12 protein-coding genes are annotated in these 15716 nt (G+C 71.8%); all 12 read left to right on the top strand.

Going from position 1 to position 15716, the window contains the following annotated elements; translation table 11 throughout:
- Positions 1-24 precede the first annotated feature (24 nt).
- The 12 genes from OHS59_RS16425 to moeZ all read left to right on the top strand — a co-directional run bounded on the left by OHS59_RS16425 (position 25) and on the right by moeZ (position 15657).
- Complete coding sequence (locus OHS59_RS16425) at positions 25-1014, top strand: alpha/beta fold hydrolase (protein WP_328494146.1); 990 nt, start codon at positions 25-27, stop codon at positions 1012-1014.
- Positions 1015-1022: 8 nt separating this feature from the next.
- Entirely contained in the window at positions 1023-2717 is a 1695-nt protein-coding gene (locus OHS59_RS16420; protein WP_328494145.1) for a DUF3152 domain-containing protein, read from the top strand.
- 89 nt (positions 2718-2806) lie between these two features.
- Positions 2807-2899, top strand: a complete 93-nt coding sequence (locus OHS59_RS44585; RefSeq protein WP_385836410.1) for an Ms4533A family Cys-rich leader peptide — start codon at positions 2807-2809, stop codon at positions 2897-2899.
- 190 nt (positions 2900-3089) lie between these two features.
- Positions 3090-4814 (top strand): ABC transporter substrate-binding protein, encoded by a 1725-nt coding sequence (locus OHS59_RS16415; RefSeq protein ID WP_328494144.1) that lies wholly within the window; start codon positions 3090-3092, stop codon positions 4812-4814.
- Positions 4815-4818: 4 nt separating this feature from the next.
- Positions 4819-6054 carry an ABC transporter permease gene (locus OHS59_RS16410; protein WP_328494143.1) on the top strand — a complete coding sequence of 412 codons (1236 nt, stop codon included), beginning with the start codon at positions 4819-4821 and terminating at the stop codon, positions 6052-6054.
- The gene (locus OHS59_RS16405) at positions 6051-7049 is read left to right on the top strand and encodes an ABC transporter permease (RefSeq protein WP_328494142.1); all 999 of its coding nucleotides are present in this window, start codon (positions 6051-6053) and stop codon (positions 7047-7049) included. The genes OHS59_RS16410 and OHS59_RS16405 overlap by 4 nt, the downstream gene beginning before the upstream one ends.
- Complete coding sequence (locus tag OHS59_RS16400; RefSeq protein WP_328494141.1) at positions 7046-8887, top strand: ABC transporter ATP-binding protein; 1842 nt, start codon at positions 7046-7048, stop codon at positions 8885-8887. The genes OHS59_RS16405 and OHS59_RS16400 overlap by 4 nt, the downstream gene beginning before the upstream one ends.
- Positions 8888-9077: 190 nt before the next feature.
- Positions 9078-10937 (top strand): DUF3492 domain-containing protein, encoded by a 1860-nt coding sequence (locus tag OHS59_RS16395; protein WP_328494140.1) that lies wholly within the window; start codon positions 9078-9080, stop codon positions 10935-10937.
- Positions 10938-11074: 137 nt separating this feature from the next.
- The gene (locus OHS59_RS16390; protein ID WP_443061633.1) at positions 11075-12547 is read left to right on the top strand and encodes a hypothetical protein; all 1473 of its coding nucleotides are present in this window, start codon (positions 11075-11077) and stop codon (positions 12545-12547) included.
- Between the two features lie 171 nt (positions 12548-12718).
- Positions 12719-13678 carry an NAD-dependent epimerase/dehydratase family protein gene (locus OHS59_RS16385; protein WP_328494139.1) on the top strand — a complete coding sequence of 320 codons (960 nt, stop codon included), beginning with the start codon at positions 12719-12721 and terminating at the stop codon, positions 13676-13678.
- Positions 13666-14415 (top strand): spherulation-specific family 4 protein, encoded by a 750-nt coding sequence (locus OHS59_RS16380; protein WP_328494138.1) that lies wholly within the window; start codon positions 13666-13668, stop codon positions 14413-14415. The genes OHS59_RS16385 and OHS59_RS16380 overlap by 13 nt, the downstream gene beginning before the upstream one ends.
- 63 nt (positions 14416-14478) lie before the next feature.
- Positions 14479-15657, top strand: coding sequence for an adenylyltransferase/sulfurtransferase MoeZ (gene moeZ, locus OHS59_RS16375; RefSeq protein WP_328494137.1), 1179 nt, complete (start codon positions 14479-14481; stop codon positions 15655-15657).
- The last annotated feature ends 59 nt before the right edge of the window (positions 15658-15716 follow it).

Genomic DNA, 15716 nt, shown 5'->3' with positions numbered 1-15716 from the left:
GTGATCGTCTCGTAACATTGCTGCATGTCTTCGACCGAACTGCCGTCAGTGCTGGCCACTTCCGTTGCGCCGAAGGTCAGTTCCGTCAGGGTGGCGGCGGGGGAGCGACTGCGTACGGTCGGGCTCCCCGGGATCACGCTGACGGTCCGTTCGAGGCCGCCGGCCAGGGAAGGGCTGCCGCCCGCGCTGTACGTGCACGGGCTGGGCGGTTCCTCGCAGAACTGGTCCGCGCTCATGCCGCTCCTCGACGGTCTCGTGGACAGTGAGGCCGTGGACCTGCCGGGCTTCGGCGACTCGCCGCCGCCGGACGACGGCGACTACTCGGTGACCGGACACGCGCGGGCGGTCATCCGTTATCTCGACGCGGCCGAGCGCGGGCCCGTGCACCTCTTCGGGAATTCGCTGGGCGGCGCCGTCTCGACGCGCGTCGCCGCCGTACGGCCCGATCTCGTCCGCACGCTCACGCTCGTCTCGCCCGCGCTCCCGGAACTGCGGGTGCAGCGCAGCGCGGTACCGACGGCGCTGCTCGCCCTGCCCGGTGTGGCGGCCCTGTTCACCAGGTTCACCAGGGGCTGGACCGCCGAGCAGCGTGTACGGGGCGTCACCGCGCTCTGTTACGGGGATCCCGGCATGGTGACGCCCGAGGGGTTCCAGAACGCCGTCGACGAGATGGAGCGGCGGCTCGCGCTTCCCTATTTCTGGGACGTCATGGCACGCTCGGCACGCGGCATCGTGAACGCGTACACGCTGGGCGGCCAGCACGGGCTGTGGCGCCAGGCCGAGCGGGTGCTCGCACCTACACTCCTTGTCTACGGGGGTCGCGACCAACTCGTCTCGTACCGTATGGCCCAGCGTGCGGCGCGTGCTTTCCGGGACTCGCGGTTGCTGACGTTGCCTGACGCGGGGCATGTGGCGATGATGGAATACCCGGAGACCATGGCCACGGCCTTCCGCGAACTCCTCGCGGACACAGGCGAGTTGACCGACACCGGCGCTACCGGCGCAAGGAGCTGAAGCGGGACGTGGGACGTCACAGCCGGCGCGGGCCCGCCCCCAAGGGCGACACCGCCGCCCCTCCCGCGGTTCCGGCTGCCCGGCCGGAGCCGGGGACGCCAGGAACAGCGGCGACCGCGGGTGCGGCGGGGCGCCGACGGCCGCCCGCCGGGCAGCAGCCCGCGGCGGCGCCGATGGGCGGAGCGCCCGCTCGGGGGGTGCCGCGCCTGCCTGAGGGCTGGGTGCCGCAAGGGCCCGCGGGCCCGTCCGGCCAGGGAACTCCCCGTCCGCCCGCGCAAGGATTCCCGCGCCTGCCCGACGGGACACCCGCCCACGGGTTCCCGCGCCTCCAGGACGGCACCCCGGCCCACGGATTCCCCCGGCTGCCGGACGGCACTCCCGCGCACGGGTTCCCGCGTCTCCAGGACGGGACCCCCGCTCATGGCTTTCCGCGGTTGCCCGACGGCGGTACGGCGCAGGGTGCGCCGCGGCCCGCCGAGGGCACCCCGACTCAGGGCGCGCCCAGAGTCCGCGGCGGTCACCCCGAGCAGCGGGAGCCGGGCGGCGGCTGGGGGGAGGCGAGGGCGGGCACCGGGTACGGCGTACCCCGGACGTCCCCGCAAGGCCCGGGCCAAGGTGTGCCCCGCGACCGGCCGGGCGCCCCGATCCCCGGGCAGCGGTACGGGCCGGCGGGGGCGGGAGCGAACGGCCCCCGCCAGGCCTACGTCGACGCTTTCGGTGGCAACAACGACACCTTCGGCGGCAACGGCGCCCCCTCCGCGCCCCGCGCCACCACCCCGGTGGCGGCGGCGCTCCGCGCGGACCCCTTCACTCCCGTCACAGACTGGGACGAGGAGGTCGAGCACAAGGCGCCGCCCCGGGATCCGCGCACGCCGGACGCCCGGCCGGAGAAGACCAAGGGCGGCAAGGGCCGGGCCTTCACCGGCATCGCGGCCGCCGCCGTCACCACCGTGCTGGCCGTAGTCGTGGCGGGCCAGGTCGCCGACGGCGGCGAGGACGACACCGCGCGCTCACAGGCGTCCGGCGGCGCCGACCGGGAGGCCAAGGACTCCGCGTCGCGCACCGACAAGCGGCCCGCCCCCTCCGCGAAGCCGCCGGTCACGCTGTCGTACGCCCAGCAGATGGCGGAGAAGTATCCCCTGGCGGCCGAACTCAAGGGCGGCGGGAAATTCGACGCGGTCCCCGGCTTCGACAAGGCGCCGGGAAGCGGACAGAAATACACCTATCGCGTCGACGTCGAGAAATCCCTCGGCCTCGACGGAAAGCTCTTCGCGCAGGCCGTGCAGAAAACCCTGAACGACAAGCGGAGTTGGGCCCACGACGGCGGCCGTACCTTCGAGCGGGTCTCCTCCGGGCAGCCCGACTTCGTCATCACGCTGGCCAGTCCCGGCACCACCGCGTTCTGGTGCGCGAAGTCGGGTCTCGACACCACCGTGGACAACGTCTCCTGCGACTCGGCCGCCACCGACCGCGTGATGATCAACGCATATCGCTGGGCCCAGGGGTCCGAGACATACGGGGACAAGATGTACTCGTACCGTCAGATGCTGATCAATCACGAGGTGGGGCACCGGCTCGGGTACGGGCATGTGAGCTGCAGTGTCGACGGCGGGCTCGCCCCCGTCATGCAGCAGCAGACCAAGTTCCTGAACCACGACGGGATCAAGTGCAAGCCCAACCCCTGGCCGTTCCCGTCGAGTTGAGCGGGAGGGCCGCGGGGGCGGCCGAGGCGTGGTCGAGGGGCGGGCGGCTCACATTGACAGGCGGGGAAAGTTCGTTCATATTTTCTCGCATGTCGCCTCGTCACATCTCCGCACGCGCAGCCCTTGAGCTGGCGCTGTTCGGCGTGACCGCGCTCTGCGTGGCCGACATTCTCTGTCGCTGACCTTCGCCCCTGGCGCGCGTCGGCCTTCTCCCGCTTTTCTCACCGGCACCGAGATTTCGGTGCCGGGTGTTTTCCGGCGTGCCCTCGTGCTCTTGTGCCAGCGTGCCCTCGGGGCGATTTCCGCGATTTTCCTCCCACTGCGCCCTGTTCGCGCGCGGTATTCGCCGAATTCTCCGAGGGGTTTCCTCCCATGCGTCGATCGTCCGTCACAGCGCGCCGTCTGGCCGCCGTATCCGTCAGCCTCGCCGTGGCAGCGGGCGCAGTCGCCTGCGGGCCGGAAGACAACGATGCCAAGGCCACAGCCGGCGGTGCGGACGCCAAGCCGGCCAAGGGCGGCACCCTCACCGTCCTCAACTCCGACCCGCAGCAGGACTTCGACCCCGCCCGGCTCTACACCTCCGGCGGCGGCAACGTCCCCTCCCTCGTCTTCCGTACGCTCACCACGCGCAACCGCGAGGACGGGGCCGAGGGCGCCAAGGTCGTCCCCGACCTCGCCACGGACACCGGCAGACCCAGCGAGAACGCGACCGTGTGGACGTACACCCTGAAGAAGGGCCTCAAGTACGAGGACGGCACCGCGATCACCTCCGCCGACATCAAGTACGGCATCGAGCGGTCCTTCGCGGCCGAACTCTCCGGCGGCGCGCCCTACCTGAGGGACTGGCTGATCGGCGGGGCCGACTACCAGGGGCCCTACAAGGACAAGAAGGGCCTCGACTCCATCGAGACGCCCGACGAGCGAACCATCGTCTTCCGCCTGAACAAGCCCGAGGGCGAGTTCCCCTACCTCGCCACGCAGACGCAGTTCGCGCCCGTCCCCGAGGCCAAGGACACGGGTACGAAGTACGAGGAGCACCCCGTCTCGTCCGGCCCGTACAAGGTCGTCGAGAACGAGAACGACGGCGAGCGGCTGACCCTGGAGCGCAACACGCACTGGTCCGCGTCGACGGACGCCGAGCGCAAGGCCTACCCCGACAAGATCGACGTACGGTCCGGGCTCGACTCGTCCGTCATCAACCAGCGGCTGTCCTCTTCCCAGGGCGCGGACGCCGCCGCCGTGACCACCGACACCAACCTCGGTCCTGCCGAACTCGCCAAGGTCAGCGGTGACAAGAACCTCGCCGAGCGGGTCGGCACCGGGCACTTCGGCTACACGAACTACATCGCCTTCAACCCGAAGGTGAAGCCGTTCGACGACCCGAAGGTGCGCCAGGCGATCTCGTACGCCATCGACCGCTCCTCCGTGATCAACGCGGCGGGCGGGTCCTCCCTGGCCGAGGCCGCGACGACCTACCTGCCCAACCAGAAGTCCTTCGGCTACACCGCGTACGACCACTTCCCGGCGGGCAGGTCCGGCAACGCGGCCAAGGCCGAGGAACTGCTGAAGGAGGCCGGCCACGCGAAGGGCCTGACCGTGACGCTCACCCACTCCAATGCCAAGGACTTCGAGACCAGCCCCGAGATAGCGACCGCCATCCAGGACGCCCTGAAGAAGGCCGGCATCACCGTCAAACTCCAGGGCCTGGAGGACAACGACTACAGCGACAAGATCCACAACGCCAGGACCGAGCCCGGCTTCTTCCTCGCGCACTGGGGTGCCGACTGGCCCTCGGGCGGCCCCTTCCTGGCCCCGATCTTCGACGGCCGGCAGATCGTGAAGGACGGCGCCAACTTCAACACCGGCTTCCTCGACGACAAGTCGGTCAACGCCGAGATCGACGCCATCAACAAGCTGACCGACCTCGATGAGGCCGCCACCCGCTGGGGCGCGCTCGACAAGAAGATCGGCGAGCAGGCACTGACCGTGCCCCTGTTCCACCCCGTCTACAAGCGCCTGTACGGCAAGGACGTCAAGAACATCGTCATCAGCGACTGGACCGGGGTGCTGGACATCTCGCAGGCCTCGGTGAAGTAGCGCCGTGAGTGACGTACTCGTCGCCTCCCAGGCCCCCGTGGGGACGGATCTGCCCGTCCCCACGGGGGCCTCGGGGGCCCGTCAGTTCTGGCGTCGGCTGCGCGCCCGGCGCGCCGCGCTCGTCGCGGCGGGCGTCGTCGCCCTGCTCGTCCTGGTCGCGCTCGCCGCGCCGCTGCTCACCGCGATCGAGGGCCAGGACCCGACCACGTACCACCCCGACCTGATCGATTCCGCGCGCGGCGGTGTGCCCGTCGGATCGTTCGGCGGCATCAGCGGCGAGCACTGGCTCGGCGTCGAGCCGCAGACCGGACGCGACCTGTTCGCCCGGCTGGTGTACGGGGCCCGGGTCTCGCTGGGCGTCGCGCTGGCCGCGACCGTCGTGCAGATCGTCATCGGCGTGGTGATGGGAGTCGCGGCCGCGCTCGGGACCCGCTGGGTCGACCAGCTGCTCAGCCGGTTCACCGACATCATCGTCGCCATGCCGCTGATGATCATGTCGCTGGCGCTGCTCGCGATCGTGCCGTCGAGCTTCCCGCGGCCCGTTCTGGTCGCCCTCGTCATCGGCCTGATCGCCTGGGGCAACATCGCGAAGATCGTGCGCGCGCAGACGCTCACCCTCAAGGGGCTCGACTACGTCTCCGCCGCCCGGCTCAGCGGCTGGGGCACCTGGCGGATCGCCCGCCGCGAACTGCTGCCGGGACTGGCCGCGCCGGTCATCACGTACGCCGCGATCCTCATCCCGCAGAACATCAGCGTCGAGGCGGCCCTGTCCTTCCTCGGCGTCGGTGTGAAGCCCCCGACGCCGTCGTGGGGGCAGATGCTCACCGCGGCCGACGTCTGGTACCAGGCCGCACCGCAGTACCTACTGCTGCCGGCGGGGGCGCTCTTCGTGACCGTGCTCGCGCTGACCGTCCTCGGCGACGGGGTGCGCACGGCCCTCGACCCGCGTGCCGCCTCGCGGCTGCGGGTGGGGACGGGGAGGCGGCGGGAGGCCAAGGTGGCCCAGGGGGGCGCGGGGGTCACTGTGGGCAGTGGGATCACCGGGGTCACTGGGGTCGTGGCGGCCAAGGCGGCTGAGCGGTCTGAGGAGATCGGCGGGTTCGAGGGGATCGGCGGGTCTGAGGAGGCCAACAGGTTCAAGGGGACCGGCGGGTCTGAGGAAGCCAACGGGTCCGAGGGGATCGGCGGGTCTCAGGAGGCGGCGACGGCCGGTGGGTCGGAGCGGGGAGGTGCCTCATGAACGGGTTCACGGGGTTCGTCCTGCGCCGGGCCGTCGGCGTCCTGATCACCCTGCTCGCCATCTCGGTGATCATCTACGTCATCTTCTACGTCACCCCCGGCAACGTCGCCCAGATCACCTGCGGCCCGCGCTGTTCGCCCGCCCAGGTCCAGCAGGTCGCCGACCAACTGCACCTCGACGATCCGCTGTACGTGCGCTACTGGCACTTCCTGGAAGGGCTCGTCGCCGGCCAGGACTACTCGACCGGCACCGCGGTGGAGCACTGCCCGGCGCCCTGCCTCGGGCTGTCGTACCAGAGCGACCAGCAGGTCACCGAGCTGATCCTGACGAAACTGCCGGTCAGCCTGTCGCTGGTGTTCGGGTCGATGGTGCTGTGGCTGATCCTCGGCGTCGGCACCGGCGTGCTCTCGGCGTGGCGGCGGGGGCGGCTCTCCGAGCGGGTGCTGACCGGCATCACGCTCGTGGGCGTGGCCACCCCCGTCTTCGTCATCGGCCTGGTCCTGATGATCGTCGTCTGCGGCGAACTGGAACTGCTGCCCTTCCCGCAGTACGTGAACCTCACCGACGACCCCGAACAGTGGGCGTGGAACCTGCTGCTGCCGTGGCTCTCCCTCGCGCTCATCGAGGCCGCCGCGTTCGCCCGGCTGACCAGGTCCTCGATGCTGGAGACACTGGCTGAGGACCACATCCGGACCTTCCGCGCGTACGGCGTCGGCGAGCGCTCGGTCATCGGGCGGCACGCGTTGCGCGGAGCCTTCGCCCCGGTCATCGCGCTGAACGCCAACAACGTCGGTTCGGCCGTCGGCGGCGCCGTGCTCACCGAGACGCTCTTCGGGCTGCCCGGCATCGGAAGGGAGCTGGTCCACGCCGTCGATGTCGTCGACCTTCCCGTGGTCGTCGGGATGGTTTTGGTCGTCGGATTCTTCGTCGTCATCGCCAACGCCCTCGCGGACGTGCTCTACGCGGTGGCCGACCGACGGGTGGTACTGGCATGAGTCCGACGGGTGGAACTGGTGTGAGTTCGACGAGTGGTACGGGTGTGAGCTCGACGGACGGGGCCGGGGCGGGGCTGGTCGAAGTAAGTGATCTCACCGTCGGGTTCGGCGAACTGCGTGCCGTCGACGGGCTCTCCTTCCGGCTGGCGAGGGGCGCGGCGCTCGCCCTGGTCGGAGAGTCCGGCTCGGGCAAGTCCACGGTCGCCTCGGCCCTGCTGGGGCTGCACCGGGGCACGGGCGCGCACGTCGGCGGCTCCGTCGAGGTCGCCGGAGTCGACGTACAGCGCGCGTCGGACGACGAACTGCGGCGGCTGCGCGGCGCGCGGGCCGCGATGGTCTTCCAGGACCCGCTGTCGTCCCTCGACCCGTACTACGCGATCGGGGACCAGATCGCCGAGGTGTACCGCGTGCACACGCGTGCGTCACGGCGAGCGGCACGCGCGCGTGCCGTGGAGGTACTGGACCGCGTGGGGATCGCGGACGCGGGCCGGCGGTCCCGTTCCCGCCCGCACGAGTTCAGCGGCGGGATGCGCCAGCGTGCCCTCATCGCCATGGCGCTGGCCTGCGAGCCCGACCTGCTGATCGCCGACGAGCCGACCACCGCGCTGGACGTGACCGTCCAGGCCCAGATCCTCGATCTGCTGCACACGCTGCGGGAGGAGACCGGAATGGGCCTCCTGCTCGTCACGCACGACGTGGGTGTCGCCGCCGGGAGCGTCGACGACATCCTGGTCATGCGACACGGGCGCGTGGTCGAACACGGCCCTGTCGCCACGGTCCTCGGAGCCCCCGCGCAGCCCTACACCCGCGAACTGCTGGGCGCGGTGCCCCGCGTGGACGTACCCCGTGCGCGCCTGCCGCGTGTGGACGTGGCGGGGACCGACGTGGCGAGGGCTGACGTGCAGGGGGTCGAGGCGGCCGGGATCGAGGCGGCCGGGGTCGAGGTGGCGCGCGTGGTGCCCGCGGGGGGTGCGTCGGTCACGGCGTCCGGCGCGGCCCCCGGGACTGCTGCCCCCGGGACCGCGGCCTCCGGGACCTCGGCTTCCGAGGTCGTCCTGGAGGCGGTCGGTCTGCGGCGCGAGTTCGGGCGCGGGAAGCGCGCGTTCGCGGCCGTCGACGACGTGTCGCTCACCGTCCGCCGGGGCGAGACGCTCGGCATCGTGGGGGAGAGCGGCAGCGGCAAGACGACACTGGGCCGCATGCTGGTCGGCCTGCTGGAACCGACGGCGGGGAGCATCAGCCCCGGCGGCGGAGTACGCCCCGACGTGCAGATGGTCTTCCAGGATCCCGTCTCCTCCCTCAACCCCCGGCGCAGCGTGGGCGAGTCGATCGCCGACCCGCTCCGGGCCCGGGGTGAACGGGACGAAGGGGGCGTACGGAATCGTGTGAGGGAGCTGTTGGAACGGGTGGGGCTCGAAGGAGCGCACTACGACCGTTACCCGCACGAGTTCAGCGGGGGCCAGCGCCAACGCGTCGGCATCGCGCGGGCACTCGCCGCCGATCCCCGGGTCATCGTGTGCGACGAGCCGGTCTCCGCGCTCGACGTCACCACCCAGGCCCAGGTGGTCGCCCTGCTCGACGAGCTGCGGCGGGAACTCGGCCTCGCCCTGGTCTTCGTGGCACACGATCTCGCCGTGGTACGCCAGGTCAGCGACCGGGTAGCGGTGATGCGCCGCGGCCGGATCGTCGAGTACGGATCCGCCGACGAGGTCTACGAGTCGCCCCGGGACCCGTACACGAAGCAGCTGCTCGCCGCCGTCCCCGCGCTGGATCCGGCGGTCGCCGCCGCCCGCCGCGAGAGCCGTCGAGCCGCCCGTCAACAACTGGCCGCGGTATGACGAAACGTGTTCGGTTGATCTCTTAGCGCGACGGAACGCGACCCGCACGGGAAAGTTACGACCGTTCACCCCTTCTGGTGGTGCGATGGACAACCGTCCATCGCGCCACCGCCATGTCCGCATACGTTCGTCCCGCTGCGAGCCGCCGGGTCAACGGCGGCTCCCCACAAGGGAGATCGGGGGTGCGCACGTGCGCATCGGACTGCTTACGGAGGGTGGCTATCCGTATGTGAGCGGTGAGGCCAGGCTCTGGTGCGACCGGCTCGTGCGCGGGCTCGGGCAGCACGAGTTCGACATCTACGCCCTGAGTCGCAGCGAGCAACAGGAGGACGAGGGTTGGATCCAGCTCCCCTCCCAGGTCAGCCGCGTGCGCACCGCCCCGCTCTGGACGGCGGACCAGGACGGCGTGGGATACGGACGCCGGTCCCGGCGCCGGTTCGCCGAGCACTACGGGGAGTTGGCGGCGGCCATATGCGCGGCCGACGCACTCGGCGGCGCCGCGGAGAGCGCCTCCGCCGAGGCCGGACATCGCGTGGAGGAGGCCCCGGCCGGCGCGGCGGACCGTTTCGGCAGTGCGTTGTACGGACTCGCCGAACTCGCCCGGGACGAGGGCGGCATGGTCGGCGCCCTCCGCTCCGAGGCCGCGGTGCGCGCCCTCGAACGCGCCTGCCGCGCGCCCGGCGCACTGCGCGCCGCGCGTACCGCACGCGTGCCGGACCTCCTCACCGTCGCCGCCCAGGTGGAACGCGCGCTGCGCCCGCTCTCCCTCGACTGGTACGAGGGCGACGGGCTCGGCTCGGTCGACCTGTGCCACGCCACGTCCGGCGGCGCCGCGGCCCTCCCGGGGCTGCTCGCCCGCCACTTCTCGGACGTCCCGCTGCTGGTCACGGAGTACGGAGTGCAACTGCGGGCGCACTATCTGGGCCCGCGTGAGGATCTGCGGGGAGGCGCGGCGTCGGCCCCGGCGCGGGCCCTCCTCGCGGCGTTCCACGGCCGGCTCGCCGCGGAGACCTACCGGCAGGCCGCGATCATCACGCCCGGCAACACGCACGCCCGCCGCTGGCAGGAGCGCTGCGGCGCCGACCGGACCAGGATCCGTACCGTCTACCCCGGCATGGAGGCGTCCCGCTTCTCGGAGGTGGGCGAGAGCGTCGAACACGCCGACCCGGACACCCTGGTGTGGGTCGGACGCATCGAGCCCGCCAAGGACCTGATCTCGCTGCTGCACGCCTTCGCGGACATCCGCAAGGAGGAGCCGAAGGCACGGCTGCGGATCGTCGGAGCGCCCGCCGACGGGCCGGAGGGCGCCACATACCTGGCCCACTGCAAGGCGCTGGCCGCGCAACTCTTCCCCGACGAGGCCGACGGCGTGCACGCCGTCGGCGACAACCCGGTCTCCTTCGAGGAGATCGGCGGACCGGAGGCACCGACCCTCCCGGAGGCGTACGCGGCGGGCGCCCTCGTCGTCCTGTCCAGCGTCGTCGAGGGCTTCCCCATCAGCCTCGTCGAAGCGATGTTCTCCGGACGCGCCACGGTGTCCACGGACGTCGGCGCGGTCGTCGAGGTCATCGGAGGTACGGGGCTCGTGGTCCCGCCCCGCAATCCGCGGGCGCTCGCCGAGGCCTGCGTCTCCCTGCTGCGCGACCCGGAGCGCCGGTCGCGCCTCGGCGCCGCGGCCCGTGCCCGCGCGCTCGAACTGTTCACCGTCGAGCAGAACATCACGGCATTTCACAGCATTTACCTTGAGATCGTCTCGCGCTGTCCGGTCCGACGGGTCGTGGTCGACCCTTCGGGCGAGCCCCTTCCGTTCGCCATACCCGTCGAGGCACAGGTGCCGGGACGGTGGTCGGAACCGGGGACGCGGCTGGTGCCCGGAAGACCGGGGCCGGGCTGGGCGGCAGGACCGCCGGTACGCGGCGTACCGCTGGGGCTCGCTTCCAGCTCCGGCCCCGCCGTGTCCGTCACTCCGACGACGTCCGCCACGTCCACCGCGTCGGCCACGTCCGGAGCTCCGGGCGAGCCGGTGCCCGCGGGGGAGGGGGCGTGGTGAGCGCGCGTCGTGGTGCGTGGGACGCACGGTCCGAGGAGCGGTCGACGAGTGCCGGTGCCGGTGCCGCTGTGGGTGCGGGTGTCGGCGCCGAGGGCACGAACATCGGGAAGTCGGGAGACCGGGGGGATGCGCGGGCCATGGACGCCGAGGTGGGCGAGACCAAGGTGGTGGACATCCAGCCCGGCGAGACACGGGTCGTGGACGTTCAACTGGGCGAGTCGCGCATCGCGGACGCACGATCGGCCGAAGCGGGAACGACGGGCGCGCGCCCCGGTCGGCCGACGGACTCGGCTGTCCCGCCCGGCGCGGCACGCGTCGCGCATACCGGGCAGGGAACATCGACGACGACGGAAACCCGGCTCGCCTGGGACGCCGTGACGGTCGCGGAGGCTTCCACCACGGTCGCCGACCGCCGGCCTTCTGACCGGCAGCAGCCTCCCCACGGGCAACCTGCCGACCGGCAACCTGCTGACAGGCAGCCTTCCGGCGGGCAGGTTTCCGACCGCACGCCCTCCGCCCGTCGCGGCGCCGCCGACCCGGTGAAGGCTCTGATGCATCGCCATCGGCAGCTGTGCGAGCGCGCGGTGGACCCGCTGGAGATCGCGGCCGGCCTGGAGGCGCACGGCGTGACCGACCGGACCGCCACCCAGTTCCGGCACCGGGACGTCTTCTCCCTCGCCGAGGAGATGTACGCGCGGGTACCCCGCGCCGGTGACACGGCACCGCCGTCCGAGACACCCGACACCCCCGGGGCACGCGCCGACTGGGCGGTCCTCACGCTGCTGCCGGGCGCCCTGTGCGCGGCGGTCGTGACCGGGCTGCGGTACACCGAGGGCCGGCCGCGCCTCGCCGTGACCGTCGTGGGCGTACTCGCCGTGGCCTTCGGCGTGCGCGCGGCCCGCAGCCGAGGCCCCCTGCGCGCCACGCGGGTATGGTCCCCGACACCGCCCACCCGCGCCTGGACCTACTGGCTCGTCGCCTACGCACTCCTCGGCGACGGCCTGCTCTCCGCCGGCATCGAGGGCGGCCCCGACGGACCGCCCACCGGCAGCTCCGGCAGCTCCTGGCCGATCGCCCTCTCGTCCGTCCTGGCCCTCAGCGCGGCCTGCGCCCCGGCGGCCTGGTGCGCGCACCTCTTCGCCGTACGCGCCCGGCGCCGACTTGCCACCAGCCGGGCCCTGGAGGATTTCGCCGCCTCCGTGCGGCCCCTGCTCCTGGGCGTGTTCGGACTGTTCCTCTGCGCTTTCGGCGGCCTGCTCGCCCTGTGCGGGGCGGTACTGGACGAGCCCGCCGCATACGCCGGAGCCGGCGCCCTCGGCGCGCTCCTCATGCTCGCCCGACTCCTCACCGTGCACGGATTCAGGCACGCTCCCGCCGTCGTCCTCGCTGCCGCGGGCGTGGCCGAGGCCACGGCGCTCCTGAGCGTCTTCGGGGGTCGCCTGCCCGGCTGCGAGGCGCTGGCCGTGCCGGTCGAGGCCGTCACCGAGGCCTGGGGGGCGGGCGCGATCCCGGCTCTCGTGTGCGGGGCCGGGGCGCTCGTGCTCCTGCTCCACTCGACCAGGACCCTCACCCGGGCCTCCGCCCACGCGGCACACGGCGACGCGCCGTGAACCGCCACCGACTCTCGGCCCCAGGAGATTCCTGATGGAACTCCGCGCCGAGCGCACCCCTTCCCGCGGGGCCGACACCGCGGGCCTTCCGAACGACCCACGGCAACACCCTGAAGGAGAACGCCAGATGATCACCCTCCGCATCGGAGAGTCCACCCCGGGAGCCGCCCGATGAGGGTGCTGCTGATCGGAGCCAACGGCTACCTGGGCCGCTTCGTCGCCGACCGACTCCTCGCCGACCCGGCCGTGCAGCTCACCGCGCTCGGCCGGGGTGACGACGCGGACGTACGCTTCGACCTCGCCAGCGGCAGCCCGGGAGCGCTCACCCGCTTCCTGGACGCGGTGCACCCCGGGGTCGTCGTCAACTGCGCCGGTGCCACCCGCGGCGGCGCCCGCGAGCTCACCCGGCACAACACCGTCGCCGTCGCCACCGTCTGTGAGGCACTGCGCCGCAGCGGCTGCGGGGCGCGCCTCGTACAGATCGGCTGCGGCGCGGAGTACGGCCCCAGCCAGCCCGGCTCCTCCACGGCCGAGGACGCCGTGCCCCGACCCGGCGGCCCGTACGGCGTCAGCAAGCTCGCCGCCACCGAACTGGTCCTCGGATCCGGTCTGGACGCCGTCGTCCTGCGGGTGTTCTCGCCGTGCGGACCCGGCACCCCGGCGGGCTCCCCGCTCGGACGCCTCGCCGAAGGGATGCGCCGCGCCATGCAGTCCGGCGACGGCGAACTCAAACTGGCCGGTCTCGGTGTCCAGCGCGACTTCATCGACGTACGCGACGTCGCCCGTGCCGTCCATGCCGCCTCCCTCTCCGCCGCACAGGGCGTCATCAACATCGGATCCGGTCGTGCCGTACGCCTGCGCGACGCCGCGTCCGTCCTCGCGCGCGTCGCCGGCTACGGCGGGGCCCTCCACGAACTCGACGGAACTCCCGGCCCCACCCGGCCATCCATCGGCCACCCCCGCTCCGAAACAGAGCACACGGCCCCGGCCGCGTACCCCTACCCGGACGGCTGCGGCAGCTGGCAGCAGGCCGACGTGCGCACCGCACGCGACCGGCTCGGCTGGCGGCCCCGGATCAACCTCGAGGAATCCCTCGCCGACATCTGGATGGAGGCCGCATGCCGTATCTGACCAGCACACCGAAGGGCACCGCGAGCACGGACCTGAGGATGGGCTTCGGTGTCCCCGGCTATGCGCACCCCCTGGTCGCCCCGGTCGAATGGGGCGGGCTCACCCGCCCCGGAACCCCGCTGCACTGGGTCGTCCTGAACGTCTCCGACGGCCCCGGCGCACGCCCCGACCCCCACTGTCTCGAAGCCGCCGGACGCCTGCGCAACGCGGGCGTCCGCGTCCTCGGCCACCTGGACGTGACGTACGGCGCACGCGCCTTCGGCGAACTCGTCTCCGAGGCACATCGCTATCTCGACTGGTACCAGGTCGACGGCTTCCTCCTGGACCGCTGTCCCACGGAGCGGACGGCGCTTCCGGAGATCCGGCGCACGACCGACACCCTGCGGGCACTCACCGGCGACGGCCACCTCGTCCTCGGCCACGGCACCCACCCGTATCCCGGTTACGCCGAGACCGCCGACCAGTTGGTGACCTTCTCCGGGCCCTGGAGCGACTACCGCTGGTCGCAGGTGGCGGAGTGGACCGCCGAGTACCCGCCCGAGCGCTTCTGCCACTTCGTGCACGGCATGCCCCGAGGGCATCTCGACGAGGCGCTGCGCATCGCCCGCTGGCAGGGGGCCTCGACGATCTACTTCACCGACCGCACGGACCGCGGTGGTTCGGCCGATCCCTGGGAGTGCCTGCCCGGCTACTGGGACGAACTCGTCTCGCGGATCGGAACGGGTGTCTCGGAATGAAGAAGGGCGTGGCAGTGTTACGGGGAGAACAACTGTAGTGATTGACCGACCAACGGAGTCCCCGTGTCGCTGCCACCCCTGGTCGAGCCAGCTGCTGAGCTCACCGTAGACGAGGTCCGCAGGTACTCCCGCCACCTGATCATCCCCGACGTGGGCATGGACGGGCAGAAGCGGCTGAAGAACGCCAAGGTGCTCTGTGTGGGCGCCGGCGGCCTGGGCTCGCCGGCGCTGATGTACCTGGCCGCCGCGGGCGTGGGCACGCTCGGCATCGTGGAGTTCGACGAGGTCGACGAGTCGAACCTGCAGCGCCAGATCATCCACAGCCAGGCGGACATCGGCCGCTCCAAGGCCGCGTCGGCCCGCGACAGCGTGCTCGGCATCAACCCCTATGTGAACGTGGTCCTGCACGAAGAGCGGCTCGAAGCCGAGAACGTGATGGACATCTTCAGCCAGTACGACCTGATCGTCGACGGCACGGACAACTTCGCGACCCGCTACCTGGTCAACGACGCGTGCGTGCTGCTCAACAAGCCGTACGTGTGGGGCTCGATCTACCGCTTCGACGGCCAGGCCTCCGTCTTCTGGTCCGAGCACGGTCCGTGCTACCGCTGCCTCTACCCGGAGCCCCCGCCCCCGGGCATGGTCCCCTCCTGCGCCGAGGGCGGCGTCCTGGGCGTGCTGTGTGCGTCCATCGGCTCCATCCAGGTCAACGAGGCCATCAAGCTCCTCGCGGGCATCGGCGAGCCGCTCCTCGGCCGCCTGATGATCTACGACGCCCTGGAGATGCAGTACCGCCAGGTCAAGGTCCGCAAGGACCCGGACTGCGCGGTCTGTGGCGAGAACCCCACCGTCACCGAACTCATCGACTACGAGGCCTTCTGCGGCGTCGTGTCCGAAGAGGCGCAGGAGGCGGCCGCCGGCTCGACGATCACTCCCAAGCAGCTCAAGGAGTGGATCGACGACGGCGAGAACATCGAGATCATCGATGTCCGCGAGATCAACGAGTACGAGATCGTCTCGATCCCCGGCGCCAAGCTGATCCCGAAGAACGAGTTCCTCATGGGCACCGCCCTGGAGACCCTCCCGCAGGACAAGAAGATCGTCCTGCACTGCAAGACGGGTGTCCGCAGCGCGGAGGTCCTCGCGGTCCTCAAGTCGGCCGGATTCTCGGACGCCGTGCACGTGGGCGGCGGCGTGATCGGCTGGGTCAACCAGATCGAGCCGGAGAAGCCGATCTACTAGACGCACCGTCTGTGGGGAGGGGCTCGGCACCGCGTGTGCCGGGCCCCTTTCCGTCGCCC

It is taken from the genome of Streptomyces sp. NBC_00414 (genome assembly GCF_036038375.1).
In the GTDB taxonomy this organism is placed as follows: domain Bacteria; phylum Actinomycetota; class Actinomycetes; order Streptomycetales; family Streptomycetaceae; genus Streptomyces.
Note: the sequence above shows the minus strand (reverse complement) of the source record. Positions and strands in the feature narration are given on the sequence as shown.

Excerpts from the sequence above, each read along its gene's own strand:
- OHS59_RS16425 (WP_328494146.1), top strand. The coding sequence starts at position 25 with ATGTCTTCGACCGAACTGCCGTCAGTGCTGGCCACTTCCGTTGCGCCG.
- OHS59_RS44585 (WP_385836410.1), top strand. The coding sequence starts at position 2,807 with ATGTCGCCTCGTCACATCTCCGCACGCGCAGCCCTTGAGCTGGCGCTG.
- OHS59_RS16415 (WP_328494144.1), top strand. The coding sequence starts at position 3,090 with ATGCGTCGATCGTCCGTCACAGCGCGCCGTCTGGCCGCCGTATCCGTC.
- OHS59_RS16405 (WP_328494142.1), top strand. The coding sequence starts at position 6,051 with ATGAACGGGTTCACGGGGTTCGTCCTGCGCCGGGCCGTCGGCGTCCTG.
- OHS59_RS16400 (WP_328494141.1), top strand. The coding sequence starts at position 7,046 with ATGAGTCCGACGGGTGGAACTGGTGTGAGTTCGACGAGTGGTACGGGT.
- OHS59_RS16390 (WP_443061633.1), top strand. The coding sequence starts at position 11,075 with ATGGACGCCGAGGTGGGCGAGACCAAGGTGGTGGACATCCAGCCCGGC.
- OHS59_RS16385 (WP_328494139.1), top strand. The coding sequence starts at position 12,719 with ATGAGGGTGCTGCTGATCGGAGCCAACGGCTACCTGGGCCGCTTCGTC.
- OHS59_RS16380 (WP_328494138.1), top strand. The coding sequence starts at position 13,666 with ATGCCGTATCTGACCAGCACACCGAAGGGCACCGCGAGCACGGACCTG.